The 22,086-nt window shown below is 71.1% G+C and carries 17 protein-coding genes and 2 pseudogenes; 9 read left to right on the forward strand and 10 right to left on the reverse strand.

Going from position 1 to position 22,086, the window contains the following annotated elements; all coding sequences use genetic code 11:
* Positions 1-221: 221 nt before the first annotated feature.
* The gene (locus GUY59_RS13125; RefSeq protein WP_138202845.1) at positions 222-1,271 is read right to left on the reverse strand and encodes a glucose 1-dehydrogenase; all 1,050 of its coding nucleotides are present in this window, start codon (positions 1,269-1,271) and stop codon (positions 222-224) included.
* Between the two features lie 104 nt (positions 1,272-1,375).
* Between GUY59_RS13125 and icmF the strand changes: the two genes are divergently transcribed.
* The 4 genes from icmF (at position 1,376) to tpx (ending at position 9,866) form a co-directional block, all read left to right on the forward strand.
* Positions 1,376-4,588 carry a fused isobutyryl-CoA mutase/GTPase IcmF gene (icmF, locus tag GUY59_RS13130; protein WP_138202831.1) on the forward strand — a complete coding sequence of 1,071 codons (3,213 nt, stop codon included), beginning with the start codon at positions 1,376-1,378 and terminating at the stop codon, positions 4,586-4,588.
* Positions 4,589-4,676: 88 nt separating this feature from the next.
* On the forward strand, positions 4,677-8,225 hold the full coding sequence (locus GUY59_RS13135) for a S8 family serine peptidase (protein WP_201760813.1): 3,549 nt from the start codon (positions 4,677-4,679) through the stop codon (positions 8,223-8,225).
* Positions 8,226-8,239: 14 nt separating this feature from the next.
* Positions 8,240-9,295: a helix-turn-helix domain-containing protein gene (locus GUY59_RS13140; RefSeq protein ID WP_201760814.1), complete on the forward strand. Its 1,056-nt coding sequence runs from the start codon at positions 8,240-8,242 to the stop codon at positions 9,293-9,295.
* Between the two features lie 70 nt (positions 9,296-9,365).
* The gene (tpx, locus tag GUY59_RS13145) at positions 9,366-9,866 is read left to right on the forward strand and encodes a thiol peroxidase (RefSeq protein ID WP_138202827.1); all 501 of its coding nucleotides are present in this window, start codon (positions 9,366-9,368) and stop codon (positions 9,864-9,866) included.
* On the opposite strand, the gene GUY59_RS13150 is transcribed toward tpx, so the two are convergent.
* Entirely contained in the window at positions 9,836-10,747 is a 912-nt protein-coding gene (locus GUY59_RS13150; protein ID WP_138202825.1) for a TIGR03619 family F420-dependent LLM class oxidoreductase, read from the reverse strand. The two genes, tpx and GUY59_RS13150, sit on opposite strands and share 31 nt — an antisense overlap.
* A gap of 64 nt (positions 10,748-10,811) precedes the next feature.
* Between GUY59_RS13150 and GUY59_RS13155 the strand changes: the two genes are divergently transcribed.
* Complete coding sequence (locus tag GUY59_RS13155) at positions 10,812-11,561, forward strand: helical backbone metal receptor (RefSeq protein WP_138202823.1); 750 nt, start codon at positions 10,812-10,814, stop codon at positions 11,559-11,561.
* Positions 11,562-11,565: 4 nt separating this feature from the next.
* On the opposite strand, the gene GUY59_RS13160 is transcribed toward GUY59_RS13155, so the two are convergent.
* Genes GUY59_RS13160 through GUY59_RS13180 form a run of 5 tightly spaced genes read right to left on the reverse strand, consistent with a single transcriptional unit; the run spans position 11,566 to position 16,784 of the window.
* The gene (locus GUY59_RS13160; protein WP_138202821.1) at positions 11,566-12,735 is read right to left on the reverse strand and encodes an ROK family transcriptional regulator; all 1,170 of its coding nucleotides are present in this window, start codon (positions 12,733-12,735) and stop codon (positions 11,566-11,568) included.
* Positions 12,736-12,739: 4 nt separating this feature from the next.
* Positions 12,740-13,585: a carbohydrate ABC transporter permease gene (locus tag GUY59_RS13165; protein WP_252375051.1), complete on the reverse strand. Its 846-nt coding sequence runs from the start codon at positions 13,583-13,585 to the stop codon at positions 12,740-12,742.
* A complete protein-coding gene (locus GUY59_RS13170) occupies positions 13,582-14,493 on the reverse strand; it encodes a carbohydrate ABC transporter permease (protein WP_201760815.1) in 912 nt (303 codons plus the stop codon). Before GUY59_RS13170 ends, GUY59_RS13165 begins: the two co-directional genes overlap by 4 nt.
* An 8-nt stretch (positions 14,494-14,501) precedes the next feature.
* On the reverse strand, positions 14,502-15,866 hold the full coding sequence (locus GUY59_RS13175) for an ABC transporter substrate-binding protein (protein WP_138202819.1): 1,365 nt from the start codon (positions 15,864-15,866) through the stop codon (positions 14,502-14,504).
* Positions 15,867-15,896: 30 nt separating this feature from the next.
* A complete protein-coding gene (locus tag GUY59_RS13180; protein WP_138202817.1) occupies positions 15,897-16,784 on the reverse strand; it encodes a sugar phosphate isomerase/epimerase family protein in 888 nt (295 codons plus the stop codon).
* Between the two features lie 114 nt (positions 16,785-16,898).
* Between GUY59_RS13180 and GUY59_RS13185 the strand changes: the two genes are divergently transcribed.
* The 3 genes and pseudogenes from GUY59_RS13185 to GUY59_RS50690 form a co-directional block, all read left to right on the forward strand.
* Positions 16,899-17,933, forward strand: coding sequence for a zinc-dependent alcohol dehydrogenase (locus GUY59_RS13185; protein WP_138202815.1), 1,035 nt, complete (start codon positions 16,899-16,901; stop codon positions 17,931-17,933).
* A complete protein-coding gene (locus GUY59_RS13190) occupies positions 17,930-18,715 on the forward strand; it encodes a sugar phosphate isomerase/epimerase family protein (RefSeq protein WP_132335068.1) in 786 nt (261 codons plus the stop codon). The genes GUY59_RS13185 and GUY59_RS13190 overlap by 4 nt, the downstream gene beginning before the upstream one ends.
* Positions 18,646-19,887: pseudogene (locus tag GUY59_RS50690) on the forward strand (MGH1-like glycoside hydrolase domain-containing protein); the annotation flags it as partial. The gene GUY59_RS13190 and the pseudogene GUY59_RS50690, both read left to right, overlap by 70 nt.
* 9 nt (positions 19,888-19,896) lie before the next feature.
* Here the strand turns inward: GUY59_RS50690 and GUY59_RS13200 are convergent.
* The 3 genes and pseudogenes from GUY59_RS13200 to GUY59_RS51340 all read right to left on the reverse strand — a co-directional run.
* Positions 19,897-21,006 (reverse strand): zinc-binding dehydrogenase, encoded by a 1,110-nt coding sequence (locus GUY59_RS13200; protein WP_138202813.1) that lies wholly within the window; start codon positions 21,004-21,006, stop codon positions 19,897-19,899.
* On the reverse strand, positions 21,003-21,641 hold the full coding sequence (locus GUY59_RS13205; RefSeq protein ID WP_236667121.1) for a Gfo/Idh/MocA family protein: 639 nt from the start codon (positions 21,639-21,641) through the stop codon (positions 21,003-21,005). Before GUY59_RS13205 ends, GUY59_RS13200 begins: the two co-directional genes overlap by 4 nt.
* A 39-nt stretch (positions 21,642-21,680) precedes the next feature.
* Positions 21,681-21,923 (reverse strand): annotated as a pseudogene (locus GUY59_RS51340) (Gfo/Idh/MocA family oxidoreductase); the annotation flags it as partial.
* Between GUY59_RS51340 and GUY59_RS48620 the strand changes: the two are divergent.
* Positions 21,819-22,064: a hypothetical protein gene (locus GUY59_RS48620; protein WP_236667122.1), complete on the forward strand. Its 246-nt coding sequence runs from the start codon at positions 21,819-21,821 to the stop codon at positions 22,062-22,064. The pseudogene GUY59_RS51340 and the gene GUY59_RS48620 sit on opposite strands and share 105 nt — an antisense overlap.
* Positions 22,065-22,086: the final 22 nt, after the last annotated feature.

Here is a 22,086-nt window from a genome sequence, read left to right on the forward strand (position 1 = left end):
GCCCAGCGCCCCGCCCAGCGCGGCCCGGCTCCCGCTCCGCGCGATTCGGTCCCCGACGAGCCCGTTCGCCCTGCCAGGACCCGCGTCCCGGCCGGCTCCGCCCACCAGGCCACCCGGCAGACCACACCCACCCGGCGCCGCCCGTACGACTCCCGCTGACCCCGCCCGGTCACCGGCAGGACCGGCGAACCCGGCCGCCGCCCCGCCGAGGCGGCCGGCGGTCAGGACGGGAGGTCGATGACGACCTTGACGTCGTGGTCCGGTTCGAAGGCCTCCAGTGCGCGTTCGAGCGGCAGCCGGCGGGTGATCAGCCGCTCCAGCCACCGGATGTCCGCCTTGGCGAGGGCCGCCGCCGCGTCCCTGAAGTGGCGCAGGTTGCCGTTGACCGTGCCGAAGACCACGTCGTTCTCCAGCACGATGTCCCGGTTGATCACCCCGGCGTCCACCCGGTGCGTACGCCCTCCTGGGGCGAGGCCGCACAGGCAGACGATGCCGGCGGCGGCGGTGGTGCGCATGGCGTCGATGACGAGCGTCCCCACGCCCGTGCACTCGATGATGATGTCCGGTTTGTCGTCGGCGAACGGCTCCAGCGACGCGCCCGAGTGGTAGGTGCCGCCGAGTTCCTCCACGAGGCTGGACTTCAATCCTTCGGGGGCGCGGTCGAGCACGTGCACGTCGAGCCCTCGCTGCTTGCCGAGGAGTGCGGCGAGCAGCCCGATGGGCCCCGCGCCGGTGACGAGCAGTGTGCGCGGCTCGAACCAGGCGCGCGACCCGATCCGCTCGATCTGCTCCCACGCCTTGGCGACCACGGATGTGGGCTCGACCAGCATGCCGACGGTCGCCAGCGACGGGTCGAGGCGCACGGCGTAGCCGGATTCGATGACCCAGCGCTCGCTGGCGTACCCGTCGAGGTCCTTGATGCCCCGCTCGGTGTAGCGGCCGTTGCGGCACATGTCGAACTCGCCCCGCGCGCACGCCCCGCAGGGCTCGGGGTCGGGCCGGCGTACCACGCCCACCACCAGGTCTCCGGGAGAGAAGGCGGACCCTTCGGGCGCTTCGAGCACCCGGCCGAGCGACTCGTGTCCGATGACCATGCGTTCCCTGCCCGGCGGCGGCCAGCCGTATTCGGCGGCGGCCAGTTCGCGGTCCGTGCCGCAGATGCCCAGGGCCAGTCCTTGGACGAGCAGCTCGCCCTGTCCGGGTTCGGGTTCGGGCAGTTCCTCGACGCGGAGCGTCCCCGCCTTGCCCGGTGCGAACGTCAGTGCACGCATCACGCTCACCCCCTCCACCGGGACCCTACCCCGGACGGGCTTGGGAAATAGTAGGACGTCCTAGTATCTTCGGAGATGACACCCTCACGAAGGAGTGAACAGGCGTGCACGTCCCGGTACACCCAGTCCGTTTCGTGACCGCCGCGGCCCTGTTCGACGGCCATGACGCGGCGATCAACATCATGCGACGCATCCTCCAGTCACAGGGGGCCGAGGTCATCCATCTCGGGCACAACCGTTCGGTCGACGAGATCGTCACGGCCGCCATCCAGGAGGACGCCCAGGGGGTGGCGATCAGCTCGTACCAGGGCGGGCACGTGGAGTTCTTCTCCTACCTGGTGGAACTGCTGCGCGAGCGCGGCGCGGGCCATGTCAGGGTGTACGGCGGCGGCGGGGGAGTGATCGTCCCCGAGGAGATCGAGCTACTGCACTCGCGCGGCGTGGCCCGCATCTTCTCGCCCGAGGACGGTCAGCGTTACGGCCTGCCCGGGATGATCAACAAGCTGATCGAGGAGTGTGACGTCGAGCTGGACGATCCGCCCTCGCTGGAGGCCGTGGTCTCAGGAGACCAGGCGGCGCTGGCCCGCGCGATCACCCTCGTGGAGTCCGGGCGCGCCCCCGCGGCGTTGCTGGAGGGCCTGCGGGCCGCGGGCGCGAAGGAGGGCGACGCGAGGGCGCCGGTGCTCGGCATCACGGGTACGGGCGGCTCGGGCAAGTCGTCGCTGACTGATGAGATCGTGCGCAGGTTCCGCGTCGACAACGACGACAAGTTGCGCATCGCGATCATCGCCATCGACCCCACCCGCAGGCGCGGCGGCGGCGCGCTGCTCGGCGACCGCATCAGGATGAACAGCCTGGGACCCCAGACCTACTTCCGCTCCCTGGCCACCCGCGGCGCCGCCAACGAGGTGCCCGCCTGCCTCGACGACGCGATCACCGCCTGCCGGGCCGCGGGCCACGACCTGGTGATCGTGGAGACGCCCGGCATCGGCCAGGGCGACGCCGGGATCGTCCCGCACGTCGACGTGCCCGTCTACGTGATGACGCCGGAGTTCGGGGCGGCCTCCCAACTGGAGAAGATCGACATGCTCGACTTCGCCGAGGCCGTGGTGATCAACAAGTACGAGCGGCGCGGCGCGGAGGACGCCCTGCGCGACGTGCGCCGCCAGCTCGTACGCAACCGCGAGGCGTTCGGCGTCTCCCCGGACGAGATGCCGGTCTTCGGCACCATCGCCGCCCGCTACAACGACAGCGGCGTGACGGCCCTCTACCAGCACCTCAAGCCGCTCCTGCTGCCGGGCTCCGGGCCGGGGCTGCTGCCCAGGGTGTCCGAGCGCACCTCCAGGGCCTCGGCCGCCATCGTCCCGCCGGCCAGGGCGCGCTACCTGGCCGAGATCGCCGAGACCGTGCGCGCGTACCACGCCGAGACCCTCGCGCAGGCGGAGGTGGCCCGACGCCGTCAGCAGCTCGCCGCCGTACGGTCGCTGCTGGAGGAGGGGGACGGGCGGCTGGCCGAGCTGGAGGCCCAGGCCGAGCGGGAGCTCAGCGACGAGAGCAGGGCGCTGCTCGACGCCTGGCCGGCCGTCAAGGAGCGCTACACCGCCGACGAGCTGGTGGTGAAGGTCCGCGACCGCGAGATCCACACCCCGCTCTGGCGCGAGACGCTCTCCGGTAACCGTGTCCCCAGGGTGGCCCTGCCCCGCTACACCGACCACGGCGACCTGCTGCGCTTCCTGCGCTCGGAGAACCTGCCGGGCATGTTCCCCTTCACCGCGGGGGTGTTCCCGTTCAAGCGCGCCGACGAGGATCCGACGAGGATGTTCGCCGGCGAGGGCGACCCGTTCCGCACCAACCGGCGCTTCAAGCTGCTGTCGGAGGGCCAGCCCGCGACCCGGCTGTCGACCGCGTTCGACTCGGTGACGTTGTACGGCCACGACCCCGACCTGCGGCCCGACATCTACGGGAAGGTCGGCACCTCGGGCGTCTCCATCGCGACGCTCGACGACATGAAGGTGCTCTACGACGGTTTCGACCTGGCGGCGCCCAACACGTCGGTGTCCATGACGATCAACGGGCCGGCCCCCACGATCCTGGCCTTCTACCTCAACGCCGCCATCGAGCAGGCCCGCGACCGGTTCCGCGCCGAGCACGGCCGCGACCCCGGCGAGCAGGAGGACGCCGACCTGCGCGCCCGCACCCTGGCGACGGTGAGGGGCACCGTGCAGGCCGACATCCTCAAGGAGGACCAGGGGCAGAACACCTGCATCTTCTCCACGGAGTTCTCGCTGCGCATGATGGCCGACATCCAGGAGTGGTTCATCAGGAACGGCGTGCGCAACTTCTACTCGGTCTCGATCTCCGGCTACCACATCGCCGAGGCCGGGGCCAACCCCATCAGCCAGCTGGCCTTCACGCTGGCCAACGGCTTCACGTATGTGGAGGCGTACCTCGCCAGGGGCATGGAGATCGACGACTTCGCCCCGAACCTGTCGTTCTTCTTCTCCAACGGCATGGACCCGGAGTACAGCGTGCTCGGGCGGGTGGCCCGCCGCATCTGGGCGGTGGCCATGCGGGAGAGGTACGGCGCAGGCGAGCGCTCGCAGAAGCTGAAGTACCACATCCAGACCTCGGGCCGGTCCCTGCACGCGCAGGAGATGAACTTCAACGACATCCGCACCACGCTGCAGGCGCTGATCGCCATCTACGACAACTGCAACAGCCTGCACACCAACGCCTTCGACGAGGCGGTGACCACGCCGTCGGCCGACTCGGTGCGCCGGGCCATGGCGATCCAGCTCATCATCAACAAGGAGTGGGGCCTGGCCAGGAACGAGAACCCGCTGCAGGGCTCGTTCATCATCGAGGAGCTCACCGATCTGGTGGAGGAGGCGGTGCTCGGCGAGTTCGAGCGGCTGTCGGACCGCGGCGGCGTGCTCGGCGCGATGGAGACCGGCTACCAGCGCGGCAAGATCCAGGACGAGTCGATGTTGTACGAGATGCGCAAGCACGACGGCTCGCTGCCCATCGTCGGCGTCAACACCTTCCGCAACGGCGCGCACGGTGAGGACTCCGATGCCCACACGCTGGAGCTGGCCAGGGGCACGGAGGAGGAGAAGCGCTCGCAGCTCGACCGCCTGCGCGCCTTCCACGAGCGCAACCGCTCCGAGTCGCCCGCGCAGCTGGCCAGGCTCCGCGAGGCGGCGATGTCGGAGGAGAACGCGTTCGAGGTGCTGATGGACGCGGCCCGCGTCTGCTCGCTCGGTCAGATCACCGACGCGCTGTTCGAGGCCGGGGGACAGTACCGCCGCAACGTCTGAGGCGTCCGGTGGCGGGATTCCGTCAGGGCGGGTTCCCGTCAGCGGATGACCTACCCGTGGGCAGGGCGGAAACGGTGAAATCCGTACCATGCCCCTCACCTCGCTGACGGGCGCGCTCGCCGTGGCCCTCGCGGCGACCGCCCTGACCGCCCCCGCGGACCCGGCCGCCGCCCAGGGGCCCGCGCCCCAGGAGACGGACCTCACCCTCGTCACCGGCGACCGTGTCGGCTATGTGGACGGCCCCGGCGAACAGGACGTCGTCACGGTGGACCGCCCGGCGGGCGCTCCGGGCGGCGTGCGGCTGCAGCAGACGGGCGGCGACCTGTACGTCCTGCCGGACGAGGCCATGCCGCTGATCGCGGCCGGCCGGCTGGACGCGCGGTTGTTCAACGTCACACACCTGGCCGCGATGGGTTACCGGGGCACGCCGCCGGTGATCGCCACCTACCGGGGCGCGACGCCGCGCTCCATGACGGGGGCGGAGATCGTCCGCGCGTTGCCCAGCGTCAAGGGCGCGGCGCTGAAGGTCGGCGCGGACCCGCGCCCGTTCTGGACCGCGCTCGCCGGCCCGGCCGAACGCTCCGGCGTGGCCAAGGTCTGGCTGGACGGCAGGGCGAAGGTCTCACTGAAGGAGAGCGTGCCGCAGGTCGGCGCCCCGCAGGCGTGGGCCGGCGGGCTGGACGGCTCGGGCGTCACGGTCGCGGTGCTGGACACCGGCGTCGACGGCACCCACCCCGACCTGAAGGACCGGATCGCCGAGTCCACCAGCTTCGTGCCCGGCGAGGAGGTCAAGGACGTCAACGGCCACGGCACCCACGTGGCGTCCACGGTCGCGGGCACCGGCGCCGCGTCCGACGGCGCCAACAAGGGCGTCGCGCCCGGCGCGCGGCTGGCCGTCGGAAAGGTGCTCGGCGACGACGGCTTCGGCCAGGAGTCGTGGATAATCGCGGGCATGGAGTGGGCCGCTGCCAGGGCCAAGGTCGTCAACATGAGCCTGGGCAGCAGCGAGCCCGACGGCGGTGCCGGCCCGATGGCCGTGGCGGTGGACACCCTGTCGCAGCAGCACGGCACCCTGTTCGTGATCGCGGCGGGCAACAGCGGCGGCAAGGGCACGATCGGCTCGCCCGGCTCGGCCGCCTCGGCGCTGACCGTGGGCGCGGTGGACAAGGCGGACAAGCGGGCCGGCTTCTCCAGCAGGGGGCCGCTCTCCGGCACCTACGGCCTCAAGCCGGACATCTCCGCCCCCGGGGTGGCGATCAACGCGGCGCATTCTGCGTACGACACCGGGGCGAGCGGGCCGTACAAGGAACTGAGCGGCACCTCCATGGCCACGCCGCACGTCGCGGGCGCGGCGGCGATCCTCGCGCAGCGCCACCCGGGCTGGCCGGGGCAGCGCATCAAGGACGCGCTGATGAGCGCGGCGCAGCCGCTGCCGTACGCGCCGTTCGAGCAGGGGGCGGGCCGGCTCGACGTGGGCGCGGCGGCCAGGGCGGCGCTCACCGCGACCGGCTCGGTGGCCACGGCCTTCTACGACTGGCCGCACGCGGGCGACGACCCCGGAAGCGGGCGGACCATCGCCTACCGCAACGACGGCGACGCCGACGTGACGCTCGGCCTGGAGGTCACCGGCTCCGACGCGGCCACGCTGTCCACCCGTACGCTCACCGTGCCCGCCGGCGGCACCGCCGAGGCGAGCCTGACCGTCGACCCGGCCGCGCTGGAGCCCGGCGACGAGGACTCCGGCCTGGTCACCGCCACGGCCGGCGAGACGGTGGTCCGCACGGCGTTCGGCGCGGTCAAGGAGCGCGAGCTGTACGACCTGACGCTGAAGCTGCGCGACCGGCAGGGCGAGCCGGCCACCGGGAGGGTGGTGCTGGCCGGGTTCGACGGCAGCATGGTGCCCTACGAGGTGGCGGGCGAGCGCACGCTGCGCCTGCCGCCCGGCACATATGTGGCCTACACGCTGCTGGAGGTGAGCGGCGAGCGGCCCGACGAACTCGGCATGGCCCTGATCGTCGCCCCGGAGATCACGCTCGGCGAGGACACCGAGGTCGTGCTCGACGCGCGCGAGACCAGGGCGCTGAGCGTCAAGACGCCCAAGCGGGGCGAACGGCGCCAGTTGCATCTCGACTTCTCCAGGACCGTGCCGGAGAAGCAGCCGATCCGGCTCGCCTACGTCGTGCCCGTCGCCTACGACGCCGTCTACGTCTCCCCGACGGAGAAGGTGGAGAAGGGCTCGTTCGACTACCTGACCCGCTGGCGGGTCGGCGAGCCCGCGCTCACCCTCGACGTGAAGGGAGAGCCGGAGCCGGTGCCGACCGTGCAGGGCGGCAGCACGCTCACCGACGGCCGCACCCACCTGGCCACGGTCGCCGCCGGCAAGGGCGCGGCCGAGGACTACGCGGGCGTCGACGCCAGGGGCAAGGCCGTCATCGTGACGCGCAGCGCCGAGGTGCCGGCCAAGGAGCGGGCGGCGCAGGCCGTCGCGGCGGGAGCGAAGCTGCTCGTGGTCGTCAACGACCGGCCGGGCCGCCTCTACGAGTCCTACGGCGAGGCCCTGCCCATCCCGGTCGTGCTGGTCACCCGCGACCGCGGCGCGGACCTGGCCGGCAAGCAGGTCACGGTCACCCAGAAGCGCTACCCCTCCTACCTGTACGACCTGGTGGACCTGCACGAGGACGCCATCCCCGACCGCGACCTGGCCTTCCGCCCCCGTGGCCTGGCCGAGGTGCGCGGCGTCTACCACGGCGGCGCCACGGGCCAGGAGGGCGGCGGGTTCCGCTTCAACCTCCAGGACGGCTGGGGCCCGGCCATCGGGTTCAGGGAACGCGAGCACTTCCCGTCCGAGCGCACCGAATGGGTGACCACCGGCCGCGGCTACGCCTGGTACGAGACCCACGTCTTCGGCGGTGACGACGACTGGGAGATGCGCGACGCGCACCGCACGTACCGGCCGGGCAGGCGGGTCACGCAGGAATGGTTCGCGCCGGTGGTGCGGCCGAGGCTGGGCACCGGCTACTGGGGGCCCTTCCGCACGAACACCGGCGGGATTCAGCTCAACATCGCGCCGCTGAGCGACGGCACACCCGGCCACGCCGGCGGTGGCGGGGACGAGCGGGCCACCATGTCGATCGCGCTCTACCAGGGCGACACGCTGGTCAAGCAGTCGCCCGGCCGGTCGCTGACGGCGTTGAGCGGCCTGCCGGACGAGCCGTCGCCGTACCGGGTCACGCTCGACGTCGACCGGGACGCCCAGCGGTGGGGCACGTCGACGCGCACCCGCACCGAGTGGACCTTCGTCTCGGCCAAGCCGCCCGAGGGCAGCCCGTACAAGACGGACATCCCGATGCTGCAGCTCGACTACGACGTCAAGCGGCTCGGCCCGCTCGCCAGGATCACGGTGTCGGCGACCACGCAGGAGTGGCTGGACTCGCCGGTCAAGGCGGACAAGGCGACGTTGTCGGTCTCGTACGACGAGGGGAAGAGCTGGCAGGACGCGCGGCTCGTGCCCGGCGGCAAGGGGAGGTGGAACGCGGTCGTACGCGCCGGCGGCTCGTTGTCGCTGAAGGCCACCGCGGCCCACGCCGAGCGCGGCACGGTGAGCCAGGAGATCATCCGGGCGATCGTGGCTGAATAACCGTGCAGTCACGATTGAGGGCTGATGTCGTCTTCGGCCCTGTCGTCTCTCCCATACTGGTCGGCGTTCCGACCAGGAGGGGAGAGGCGGGCACCGTGCTCGAAGCGCTGGGTCTCACAGCCGGCGAGGAGGCCGTCTACCGCTTCCTCATCGGCGTGCCCCGCGACGCCACCGAGCTCGCCGAGGCGCTCGACCGCTCGCGCTCCTCGGTCGAGGAGGACCTGGTCGCCCTCATCGGGCGCGGCCTGGTCTCGCGGCTGGCCGGCGCACCCGTCCTGCACGTGGCCGCGCCGCCCTCCGTCGCGCTCGGTGGCCTGCTCACCGCCCGCAGGGAGGAACTGCGCACCGCGGAGCTGGCCATCGTGGCGCTCGCCGAGCAGCACAGGATGGCCGCCACCGACCGCGCCGCCGGAGACCTCATCGAGGTCGTGACGGGCATGGAAGCGGTACGGCAACGTTTCCTGCAGATCCAGTGGGCGGCGGGCAAGCAGGTGCGCTCGTTCTCCACGGCGCCGTTCGTGGCGGTGCCGCCCGGAGACAACACCGCCGAGGACCAGGCCGTCGAACGCGGCGTGGAATATCTCGTGGTGCTGGAGCGCGAGGTGCTGGCCACCCCCGGCGTCGCGGCGATGACCCTCGACTCCGTACGCAGGGGCGTGCAGGTCAGGGTGGTGGACAAACTGCCCATCAAGCTGATCATGGCCGACGGGGAGCTGGCCCTCGTCCCCCTGACCACCGAGCCGGGCGGCGAGCCCGCGGCCGTGCTGCTGCACCGCAGCGGCCTGCTCAGCGCTGTGGAGGCGCTGTTCGACGCGGTGTGGCAGCGGGCCTACCCGCTCCGTCCCGACGACTGCGGCACGCTGGACGAGCAGCCGGAGCCGGCGGTCACCGAACTGGACAGGAAGATCCTCGGCCTGCTGCTGTCGGGGCTGACCGACGAGGCCGTGGCGGGCCAGCTCGACCTGTCGCTGCGCACGCTCCAGCGGCGGCTGCGCGCGCTCATGGACGTCGCGGGCGTGCGTACGCGCGTGCAACTCGGCTGGCACGCCGCCCGCCACGGCTGGGCATGACCCCCTGGTTCGTGGAACAGGGGCATGACCTGATATCCAGTGAATCGAACATCGCTACCAGGAGGCACTCATGTCCGACGTCACGTTCAAGGGCAACCCCATCACCGTAGGCGGCTCCTTCCCCAAGCCGGGCGACAGCGCGCCGGCGTTCCGCCTGGTCGGCGACGACCTGAGCGAGCGCACGCTCGCCGACTTCGGCGGGCGGACCAAGGTGCTCAACATCTTCCCGAGCCTCGACACCGGCGTCTGCGCGGCCTCGGTGCGCCGCTTCAACCAGGTGGCGTCCGAGCACCCCGACGTCGCCGTGCTCTGCGTCTCCGCCGACCTGCCGTTCGCGCAGAAGCGGTTCTGCGGTTCCGAAGGGCTCGACAAGGTGACCACGCTCTCGCTCATGCGGGGCCGCGAGTTCCTGGCCGACTACGGTGTCGCGCAGGAGTCGGGGCCGCTGGCCGGGCTGGCCGCGCGTGCGGTCGTCGTGCTCGACGGCGACAACAAGGTCGTCTACTCAGAGCTGGTGCCGGAGATCACGCAGGAGCCCGACTACGACGCCGCGCTGTCCGCGCTCAAGTGAGCCCTGAACTGCGCGGCCAGCTCCAGTAGATGCTCGTCGCTCGTGGCGGTGTGCTGGAGGTCGATGATCACTGAATGGACCCCGGCCTCCGCCGCGGTGGCGAGATAGCCGCAGATCTGGGCGACCGTGCCGCTTCGGGGCGGCCTGCCCCGATCGGTGATCTCGGGGTTGGTCCGCAGCACCATGCGGAGCGCCCCGGGGTCACGTCCGGCCCGCTCCGCCGTCTCGCGCACCGTGCGCCACATCGCGCTCAGCATCGGGATCGGCAGCGAGGCCGTCAGCCAGCCGTCGGCCCGGCGGCCGATGCGGCGCAGCGCGGGCTCGGCGAAACCGCCCAGATAGAGCGGCGGGCGGCGGGCCGGCTTGGGCTCGATGTGGCTGGGCACGACGGTCCACAACTCGTGCTCGAAAGACACGGGGTCGTCGCGCCAGATCGCCTCCAGCGCGTCGATCGTGGCGTCGTAACGGCTCGCCCGGTCACGCCAGGACACCCCGGCGGCGGCGTACTCGTCGGACGACCAGCCGAGCCCGAGGCCGACGTCCAGCCGGCCGCCGCTGAGGTGGTCGATCGTGGTGAGCGAGCGGGCCAGCACCGCCGGGGGATACCAGCAGGCGTTGAGCGCGCTGGTGCCCAGCCGGATGGAGGAGGTGGCCGAGGCCGCCACCGAGAGCACCGCGAACGGGTCGAGGAACACCCGGTGCGCCTCCGGCACCCGGCCGTCGCCACCCGGGTAACGGTCCTTAGGCCGCAGCGGCGTCAGCAGCCGGTCGCCCGCCCACAGGCCGGCGAACCCCATCGACTCGGCCTCCCGCGCCACCCGCAGCACGCTCGACAGCGCGGCGAACCTGCCGTACTGAGGCACGGCCAGCCCCACGTCCATCACTCGGTCGTCCTCCGGCGCATGGCGTGGATTCTACGGGTCCGCATGCCTTTAGGCTCGTGTCGTGGAGGACGACACCGGTGCGCGCGTGGAGATCCCGGAGACCGTACGCCGGATCGTGTCGCTGGTGCCGTCGCTGACCGAGTCGGTGGCGGCGACCGTGCCCGAGGCGCTGGTGGGTGCGACCGACTGGTGCACCCACCCGGCCGGCCTCGACGTGGCCAGGGTCAGGGGCACGAAGAACCCCGACCTCGACGCGATCAGGAAGCTGAGACCCGATGTGGTTCTCGCCAACGCCGAGGAGAACCGCCCGCCCGACATCGAGGCGCTGCGCGCGGCGGGCGTCCCGGTCTGGGTGACGAGGATCGAGACCCTGGACGACGCGTTCGCCTCCTTGGGCCGCATGTTCGCGTACGCGTGCCGCAGCGACCGGCCTGGGTGGCTCGACGCGGCCGAGCGGGCGTGGCACACGCCGCAAGAAGGCTCCCGGCGCACGGCGATCGTGCCGATCTGGCGGCGGCCGTGGATGGTGGTCGGCCGCGACACGTTCACCGGCGACGTGCTGCGGCGTCTCGGCGTGGACAATCTCTACGCGGGCCACGCCGAGCGTTACCCCAAGATCTCGCTGCCCGAGCTGAACGAGCGCCGGCCCGACCTGGTGGTGCTGCCGGACGAGCCGTACGCGTTCTCCGGGACCGACGGGCCCGAGGCGTTCCCCGGGCTCGCCTGTGCCCTGGTCAGCGGGCGCCTGCTCACGTGGTACGGCCCCTCGCTCGTGGAGGCGCCCTCTCTGCTCCGCCGCGCCTTGGCCTGACCGGTCACCGCACGCGCCCCCGGCCGGCGGGGCCGTGCACGCCGAGCGCGGCGTCCACGGCGGCGGGGGAGAGCACGTGCTGCATGACGATGACCGCCATCCCGACGATCCCCGCCCGCTCGCCCAGCGACGTGGTGACGATCTCCAGGTTGGCGGTCGTGTACGGCAGGCTGCGCCGGTAGACGATCTCCCTGATGCCCGTCAGGTAATGCTCCCTGGTGTCGGCCATGTCGCCGGCCAGCACCAGCACGCCCGGGTTGAGCAGGCTGACCGCCGTGGCCAGCACCGCGCCCAGCGTGCGCCCCGCCTCCTGGGTGCGCGCGATGGCCTCGGGATCGCCGGCCTGCACGAGGCGGACGACGTCGCGGCTGGCCGCGTGGCCGAGGTCGGCGGCCACGGCCTGGCCGCTGGCCATGGAGGCCACGCAGCCGCGCGAGCCGCAGGTGCAGACCCGGTCGTCGGTCTCGCGCAACCGCACATGCCCGATATTTCCGGCGGCATCCTCGACGCCGCGATATATCGATCCCTTGAGCACGATGCCGGTTCCTATCCCGGTCGACACCTTGATGAGGACCAGCGACTCCGTTTCCCGCCACCTCGACCACCACTCGCCCAGCGCCATCGCGTTCGCGTCGTTCTCCACCATGATCGGCGCGTCATAGTCCGCGCCCAGGGCCTCGCCGACCGGATGGTCGTCCCACCCCGGCATCAGGAACGACCGGATCAGCCTGCCGGTGGCGTGGTCGACCGAGCCGGGCACGTCCAGGCCGATCCCGCACACCTCGCCCGCGGCCCGCCCGGCCCGGTCCAGGAGCCGCTGGAACGCCTGCCGCACCCACGACAGCACGGCCTCGGGCCCGAGCTCGATGCGCATGTCAGTGCGCTCCTCGGCCAGCGGCCTGGCCGCCAGATCCGTCAGCGCCACCCTGGCGTGGGCGGCGCCCAGATCGGCCACCAGCATCAGCCGCCTGGTGGCGTCCACGGCCAGCACCGAGGGCGGCCGCCCGCCTCCGGACACGGCCACCCCCGACTCGTGGATGTAGCCGGCCTCGATGAGCCGGTCGACCCGGTCGGTGATCGTCGAGCGGGACAGGCCGGTGTGCTCGATCAGCTCCTTGCGCGTCCGGCAGGTGCCATGGCGGATGTGCTGGAGGATCTGCCCGGCCGTCAGCATGCCCTCATCCCTTCTCCGCTCCGGCCGTGAGCCCCTCCGTCAGCAGGCGCTCACCGGCGAAGAACACGATCACGATGGGCAGCGTCAGCACCACCGATCCCGCCATCAGCACCGTCGTCGGGACCTCGATGCTGCCCGCGAGCTGTGACAGGCCCAGGGAAACCGTCCAGCTCTCCCGCCGCTCCACCAGGAAGAGCAGGGCGAACAGGAACTCGTTCCAGGCGATCATGAACGCGTACAGGCCGGTGGCCATCAGCGCGGGCTTGGACAGCGGCAACACCACCCGCCAGATGGTGGACAGCCTCGTGCACCCGTCGATCGCCGCCGCCTCCTCGACACTCTGCGGCACGGTCTCGAAGTAGTTGCGGAGCATGTATACCGTGACGGGCACCGTCTGCGCGATGTAAACGAGGATCAGCCCGGCCAGCGACCCCCGAAGGCCGAGCATCGTCAGCAGCACGAACAGCGGGATGGCCAGCACGATCGCGGGGAACAGGTAGACCGCGAGGAACAGGAAGTGCACCTGCCGCCGCCCGAAGAAGCGCAGCCGCGCGACGGCGTACGCGCCGGGGATCGAGACCAGCAGCGTGACCGCCACCGAGGCCACCGCCACGATCGTGCTGTTCCTGAGGAAGGTCAGGAAACCCTGCCTGGTCAGCACGTCCACGTAGGTGTCGAGGGTGAGGTCGCGCGGCCAGAGCGAGCCCGGCTCCAGGATGAGCTCCTGGATGTCGCGTACGGACAACATCACCATGTAGAGGAACGGGAACGCGGTGATCAGGAAGAGGAACACGATCACCAGCGGCCTGAGCACCGCGAACAGCCGCCGCTCGAACCTGTCCCTGCTCACGGCCGCTCACCCGTGCTTCCCGCGAAGAAGCGCAGATAGAGCGTCAGGAACACGACCAGGAAGATCGCCAGCACGATGGCCTGCGCGGCCGAGGCGCCGATGTCGTCGCGCGCGGTCAGGAAGGTGTAGACCCGCACGCTGACCACCTCGGTCCCGGCTCCGCCGCCGGTCAGCAGGTAGACGTCGTCGAACTTGGTGAACGTGAACACGAACCGCAGCACCGACAGCAGCGCGATGATCCGCCACAGCTGCGGCATGATCACGTAACGGAACCGCTGGGTGGGCGTGGCTCCGTCGACCACCGCCGCCTCGTCCAGCTCGGCCGGCAGCGCCTGCAGCCTGGCCAGGATGAACAGGAACGCGAACGGGAAGTACCGCCACGCCTCGAACGCGATCACCGTCAGCAGCGCCACCGGCACCTCGACGCCCAGGAACTCGCCCTTGGCCTGGGTGAGGAACGCGATCGGCTCGCTGAGCCAGGTGTTGACGATGCCGTACTGCGGGTTGAGCATCGTCTCCCACAGGAACGCCACCGCGACGACCGGGGCCACGTACGGGATGAGGACGGCGGCCCTGACCAGGGTCCGTCCCCTGAACCTGTCGCGCAGCGCCAGCGCGGTGACCAGCCCGATCGCGATCGACAACGCCGTGCCCGCGACGGTGTAGACGAGCGTGTTGACCAGCGCCGGCCAGAAACCCGGCTCGGACATCACGTACGAGAAGTTCTCCAGCGTGTAACGACCGAACAGGCCCACCTGCCGGATGTTGATCAGCCGGACGTCCTGGAACGCCAGCATGATCGCCCAGAGCAGCGGCAGCACCACCACGACCAGCGTGATCACCAGAGTCGGCGAGATCAGGGCCAGGCCGGCCCGTCCCTCCTGTTCACGCAGGGTCCGGGGCCGCATGAGCGGGCTCATTCGCGGATCCCGCGCTTGATGGACTCCACCTCGCGCTTCGCCTGCGCGGCGGCGGCCTGCGGGGTCAGGGAGCCGTCGGCGACCGCGCTCAGCGCCTTCGGCACGGGCAGCTCGCCCATCGTGGCGCCGACGAGCTTGCCCTGCCCCTGTGGGATGCCCCAGCGGGCGAACGTGCCGGGGCTCTCGCGCAGGGCGTCGAGCACGTCGGCGGGGTAGACGTCGGCCAGCGGCTTCTTGGCGTCGACCCCCGCGGGCAGGTCGTCCCACCGGTCCGCGACGCCCTCGCGGGTGGGGAACTTCCCCTCGGGCGCCATGCCGATCCAGCGTTCGTACCCCTCGTTCATCATGTAGGAGACGAAGGCGGCGGACGGGTCCTTGGCGGCGTCGCGGGTGATCGCCCACGAGACGATCTCGCCGTACTGCGCGGGCGCGCCGCCCTGGGGGCCCTTCAGCGCCGTGACCACCCCGGTGTTCGCGGCCAGCCACTCGGGGTCGGAACGGCACTCCCGGCAGTTCGGCGGCGCGTCCTTCCGCAGCCCGGCCAGCTCGTCGAGGATGAACGACGACCAGATCGTCATGGCGGCCCTGCCCGCGAAGTAGTTGGCGCGGGTGGAGTCGACGTCCTGCTTGCCCTTGACGGAGTAGTCGCGCGCCAGCTTGCCGTAGAACGCGAAGGCCTGCACGCACTGCGGCGAGTCAAGGGTGACATTTCCGGAATTGTCGACCAGCTGGCAGCCGTTCGCCTGCGCCACGTGCTCGAAGCTCTGCGCGGTGAACGAGTCCTTCGGCGCGATCGCCATCGTGATGCCGGCCACCCCGCCCGTGTTGAGCTTCGCCGCCGCGGCCTCCAGCCTCTCGTACGTGTCCGGCGGCTCCAGCCCCGCCTTGTCGAACAGGTCCTTGCGGTAGAGGACCAGCTGCGCCCACCCGTCGCTGGGCACCGCGAGCAGCGTGCCTCCGGAGCTGTCGAGCTCCAGCGCGCGTGGCGAGAACGTCTCCCTGCCGAGCCGGTCGACGACCTGGGCCGGCGTTTCGGTGTCGAGCAGGTCGTTGGCCTCCATCTCGCGTACGGCGGCCAGCGGTAGCGCCCCGATCACGTCCGGCAGGTCATCCGCCGCGGCGGCGGCCGTCAGGGTCTGGCTGAACTGGTCCTCGGCCACGCCGACCAGCTTCACCTTGATCCCGGTCTTCTGGGTGAACTCGGAGATGACGGCGTTCTGGACGGCCATCCGGTCGGGGAGGTTCTCCTCCGTCCAGACCGTGATCTGGTCGTTCCCGGATGCGCCGCCGTCGTCGCCGCAGGCCGTCAGAGCGACGGACAGCAGTGCGGCGGAGAGGACGGCGGTGACCTTCTTCGGCATGGCGCGCTCCTCTGCTGGGATACGCCGCATTTACCCAGGCATGAGATGACGCAACGTGCGGTAAGCGATACCTAGACCGGTCTGCACCCTCGCCGTGCTGCCGCTCCAGACGGGGTCCTCGTGCTCCACGGAGACCACACCGTCATATCCGCCCTCGTAGAGCACGTCGATCACCCGGGTCCAGTCGACCCGGCCGAGGCCGGGCACGCGGAAGCGGTACCAGCCCTTCTCGCCGCTGATCGGGCCGTGGAAACCGTAGCGGTCGAGCTTGCCGGGCAGGAACTCGGTGTCCTTGGCCTGGACGTGCGCGACGTTCGCGAGATGGGGCCGCAACGCCGCGACCGGGTCGATGCCGAGCGCCACCAGGTGCGAGGGGTCGTAGTTGAGCTTGAGCCCGAGCGTGTACATCCACTCCCACAGCTCGGGGGAGTAGGCCAGGTTTCCGGGATAACCATCGGGATGCCAGCTTTTCATCACGCAGTTCTCGATCACGATCTCCACGCCGTGCCGGGTGGCGTACTCCACCAGCGGGCCGAAGACGTCGGCGGCCCGCTTGAGGTTGTCGGCCACCGGCAGCCCGGGGTCGCGGCCCACGAACGTGCCGACCGTGGGGCAGCCCAGCGCGGCGGCGGCGTCCACGCACCGCCTGACGTGGGCGTTCACCTGCGCCCCTTGCTCAGGGTGCAGATTGTTCTCGTAGTAGGCGATCGAGGAAAGCGTCAGTCCGGTCTCCGCGAAGATGCGCCCGACCCGATCACGTTCTGCGTCATCAAAACGATCTACTCTGATGTGATTTCGGTCGTCCGGCGACGGCCAGCCCGCCACTTCGAGGGCCTCGAAGCCCTGTCCTGCCGCCCATCGAGCGATGTCGGTAAGGTCGCTTTCCGGAAGACACGTTGTCAGAAACCCCAATTTCATCAGCACCTCCAAGCGGAAGTCGTAGACTTGCGACCGTTACAAGCGCAACTATGGTGTGCAAACAACAACTAAATCTTTGATTTTTGTCTGATCATAAAGCGTAAGTGTGGGGGAATGCGCGTCATCACCTTTGAAGAGCCAGGCCAAGTCCGCGTCAACTCCGAGTCGCCCGCCGAGCTCGTGCCGGGTTCCGTGCGCGTACGCACGATCTACTCGGGAGTTTCGGCGGGCACCGAACTCACCGCATATCGAGGCACCAACCCCTATCTCAGCCGCAAGTGGGACACCGAGCGCCGGCTCTTCGTCGACGGTCAGACGCATGCCTACCCGCTGGCCGGATGGGGCTACCAGGAGGTCGGCGAGGTGGTGGAGGCGGCGCCCGACGTCGCCGCCCCTCCTCCCGGCAGCGTCGTCTGGGGCATCTGGGGCCACCGCGCCGAGGCCGTCGTGCCGGCCGCCACACTCGTCGGCCACGTCATGCCTCCAGGGGCCGACCCGCTGAGCGGGGTCCTCGCCCGGGTCGGGGCCATCGCGCTCAACGCCGTACACGCCGCCGACGTGCACCTCGGCGACCAGGTCGCGATCTTCGGCCAAGGCGTCATCGGGCTGCTCGCCACCCGCCTGGCCGTGCTCAGCGGCGCCAGGGTGGTGGCCGCCGACGCCATCGCCGACCGGCTCGAACGGGCCAGGGCGTTCGGCGCGGCCGAGACGTTCGACGTCACCTCGGGGTCGGTCGCCGAGTTCATGCGCAAGCGCGTCGAGGGCGCCGACACCGTCATCGAGCTCAGCGGCACCCACCAGGGCCTGCACGAGGCCATCAGGACCGTGCGCAAGGGCGGCCGGGTGGTGGCCGCCGGCTTCTACCAGGGCGACGGCATGGGGCTGCGCCTGGGGGAGGAGTTCCACCACAACCAGGTGCAGCTCGTCTCCTCCCAGATCGGCGGTGTCGCCTCGTGGCTGGCGCACCGCTGGGACGTCGAACGCCTGCAGCGCACGTTCATGGAGCTCGTGCACCGCGGCGAGGTCGAGGCGCGTGACCTGGTCACGCACGTCGTCCCCGCCGAGCGGGCCGCCGAGGCCTACGACCTGCTCGACCGGCACCCGTCAGAGGTGCTCCAGCTCGTCTTCGATTTCAAGGAGTCACAGTGAAGCTCGCCGTACAGGAGCAGCTTCTTCCCGGCCGCACGCTGCAGGAGAAGTACGCGTTCGCGGTCGACGCCGGGTTCGACGCCATCGAGCTGCGCGGCAAGGGCGATTTCCACTTCGCGGGCCGTCTGACCGAGCTCAAGCGGGCGCTGGCCGACGGCGTGGTCATGCCGACCGTGTGCGTGGACATGCCGCACTTCATCGGCGACTTCGACCCGGCCAAGCGCAAGGACGCCATCCAGCAGCTCAGGTCCCAGCTGACCGTGATCGGCGAGCTCGGTGGCATCGGCGTGATGACCCCCGCCTCCTGGGGGCAGTTCTCGCGCAGGCTGCCGCCGTTCGAGCCGCCGCGCAGCGCCGCGGAGGACCGCGAGGTGCTGGCCGAGGCGCTCGGCATCCTCGGCGAGCACGCGCAGCGCAACGGCGTGCTGATCATGCTGGAGCCGCTCAACCGCTACGAGAACCACATGGTCAACACGCTGGCCGAGGCGGTCTCCTACTGCGCGATGGACTCCATCAGGATCGTCGGCGACACCTACCACATGAACATCGAGGAGGACGACCCCTGCCGCTCGCTGGCCGAGGCCGCCCCCTACATCGCGCACATGCAGATCAGCGAGTCCAACAGGAACCAGCCGGGCACCGGCCACCTCGACTGGGGCGCGCAACTGGCCACGCTCGACGCCGTCGGCTTCGACGGCTATCTCGCGCTCGAATGCCGGCTGCGCGGCGAGCCCGAGATCGTCCTACCCCAGACCGCGGCCTTCGTCAGGAAATACCTGTGATCCGCGCGGCCGTGCGCGTCCTGGTGAGCAACTGGGACGGCGGCTACACGATCCCCTCCCGCCGTCTCTACCCGCACCAGTGGAGCTGGGACTCCGCCTTCGTCGCCATCGGCAACGCCCGCTGGTCGCCGCGCAGGGCCCGTACGGAGCTGCTGTCGTTGTTCGGGGCGCAGTGGTACGACGGCCGGGTGCCGCACATCGTGTTCAACCCCGCGGTGCCCGACGGCGCGTACTTCCCCGGCCCCGCGTTCTGGCGCTCGCGAGCCCCGTCGGGCTCCGCGACCTCGGGCCTCGTCCAGCCGCCGGTCCACGCGCTGGCGGCGTGGAAGACGCACCTGGCCGAGCCCGACGTGGCGTTCCTGCGCCGCATCTACCCGCGCCTCGTGGCCCAGCAGGAGTTCCTGCGCGTCGCCCGGCGGTCTCCCGAGGGCCTGGTCTCGATCGTGCACCCCTGGGAGTCGGGCATGGACAACAGCCCCGCCTGGGACCTGCCGCTCCAGGCGGTCGAGGCGGGCGCGGCCGGCTTCGTGCGCAAAGACCTCGACGCCGTCAGCGCCGACGAGCGGCCCACCGACCGCGACTACCAACGGTACGTCGCCCTCGCCCGCGCCTACCGCGACTCCGGCTACCGCGACCCCGGGGCGTTCCAGGTCGAGGACCCCCTGTTCAACGCGGCGTACGGCGTCGCCGAGTCCACCCTCGCCAAGATCGCCGCAGAGTGCGGGCTCGACCCGGCGCCGCACGAGCGCGAGGCGGCCTCGATCACCGCCGCCATGGTCGAGCACCTCTACGACGACGGCCTCTTCCACGCCCGCGACGTGCGTACGGGCTGCCTGGTCCGCTCCAGCAGCGCCGCCGGGCTGACCCCGCTCCTGCTGCCCGGCCTGCCGCGCGAGATCGTCAACGCGCTGGTCGGCACCGCGCTCGACCGGTTCGCGCTCAAGGACGGGGTGCTGCCGAGCTACTCGCCGTCCGCGCCCGAGTTCGACACCGCCCGCTACTGGCGCGGCCCGAGCTGGATCAACCTGGCCTGGCTCGTCTGGCAGGGTCTCAAGGACCGCCGCCCCGACCTGGCCGCGCCGCTCGCCGAAGGGATGATCGCCGCGGTGTTCGGCGCCGGGTTCCGCGAGTACTTCGACCCGTTCACGCTGCGCGGCCACGGCTGCCACGACTTCAGCTGGTCAGCCGCCCTCATCCTCGACGTCGTGGCGGAGCACGGCCTGGAGGGTGTGCCTGCGGCGGGCGGCGAGGTCGGTGAGCAGCCGGGGGGCTTCGGAGAAGCCGGCGACGTCGGTGATCACGTGCTCCTGTAGGAGCCTGCCGCGCTCCCTGAGCAGCAGGATCGTCTCGTGCGAGAGACGTTCCCTGTCCCAGGCGTGCGCCAGGCCACGCGGCACCCGGCCGATCTGGGCGCAGCGCAGCGACAACCCGTTGTGGTGGAACTCCTCGCCGAGCCGCACCTCCTGCGCTCCCTGCGTGTAGAAGGCCAGGTCCACCAGCGTGCCCTGCGGGCGCAGCAGCCTGAGCCCGAGGGCCAGCGCCCGGCACTGGCCGCGGCACTGGAACACCACGTCGGCGCCGCGGTCGTTCTGGCCGTGCCGCCAGCGCCGCTTCAGCGCCACCGCCGGGTCGTCGCCGGCGGCCAGGCCGTCCGCGCCGAGCGCCCGCGCGACCGCCAGCCGCTCCGGGGTCTCGTCCACCACCACGACCTCGGCCGCGCCGGCGGAGAGGGCGAAACTCGCGGTCAGCAGCCCGACCACGCCGGCGCCCACCACCGCGACCCGCCGCCCGCGCACGCCGTCGCCGAGGTCCCTGACGGCCGGGCCGTTCAGGTCGTGGGCGGCGTGCAGCAGGCCGTTGGCGCAGATCGGGCCCATGTGGGCGACGTAGACGCCGAGCAGCGGGTCGAGGTCGTCCGGCACCCGTACGAACCTGTCGGTCATCGGGTCGGCCACGTACGCGGTGCGGTGCCCGTAACACATCGCGACCAGCGTGCCCTCGGCAACCGCCCGGGTGCGCGTCTCGACCACGCGGCCCACCTGCATGTAGCCGATGCCGCGCACCGGATAGGCCACCGACGGCACGCCCTCCGTGAACAGCCCGAGCGCCGGGTCCCAGCTGGAGTGCAGGTAGGGGTTGCTGCCCTTGACGAAGGTCAGCTCGGTGCCGGCGGACACGCCGCTGTACACCGTCTCCACCATGAACCCGCCCTCGGGCACGCCGGGCAGCTTCTCCTCGACCAGGCAGACCTCACCCGGCGCCTCGACGCTGACGACGGTGTTCGTGTTCATGGGCTCACCCCGGCCGGCAGCCGGCCGGCGTCGGGGGCGAGGGCGACTGGCCTGTGCTCGGCGGCCGACCTGGCCAGGGCGAGGGCGAGCCGGTGCGTGCGCAGCGCCTCCCGGTACGGCACCCGTACGTCCGCCTGCACGCCCCGCACGGCGTTGACGAACTCCCGGTCGACCCGGGTCTTCGCCTGCCCGTCGTCCTCGATGACGCGCCGGCCGTCGATCAGCAGCCGGGTCTCGCTGACGTCCAGGGCGATGCCCTCGGCACACACCTCCAGCCCCACCCGGTGCTGGTGGGCCAGCAGGCAGGAGGTGGCCAGCAGCCCGGCCGCGCCGCCGGCGAACCGCATGACCGCGGCTGTGGCCCGGTCGATCTCGCCGTCCTGTCCCGTGTGCTCGGAGGGGACGGCATGCACCATCGTCACCTCGCCCACCAGGACGCGGGCGAGGTCGAGCACGTGTACGGCCTGCTCGACGATCTGGCCGCCGGACATGCCGGCCTGCAGCCACCAGCCGACCGGGGGCACCGTGCCGAGCCAGTGGCCGAGCGCGAGGCGTACGGGACGGCCGTCGAGCAGGTCGCGGGCCTGGTCGACGATGTTGCGGTAACGCCAGTGGTGCCCGACGGCGGACGGCAAGGACCTCCTGTCGATTTCCGCGGAGATGTTTTCCGCGGTGTGGAGCTCCAAGGACAGCGGTTTTTCCACGAAGATTGGGAGATTACATGACAAAACGTCGAACTCTGGGGCGCCGTGCGCGAAAGGCGGTACGCAGATGTAGACGGCGTCCAGGCCGCCGGCACTGAGCAGGTCCGCATGGCCGCCGTACGCGCGGGCGCCATGCCGCGCCGCCAGATCCTCGGCTCGGCGCGGATCGGTGTCGGCGATCCCGGCGATCGTCACGTCGGGGAATCCGGACAGAACGTCTGCATGGCGAGCGGCGACATTTCCGGCGCCTATGATGCCGATGCGGGTCATTGGGGACACAATCCCGCATATGCCACATCTGGCGGTCATCAAACAAACATGTTCATAAGCGCCTGTATCGGGCAGTTGTCGTGACCTCATGAGATCGGGGCTGACT

It is taken from the genome of Nonomuraea sp. K271 (assembly GCF_009908215.1).
Classification (GTDB): domain Bacteria; phylum Actinomycetota; class Actinomycetes; order Streptosporangiales; family Streptosporangiaceae; genus Nonomuraea; species Nonomuraea longispora.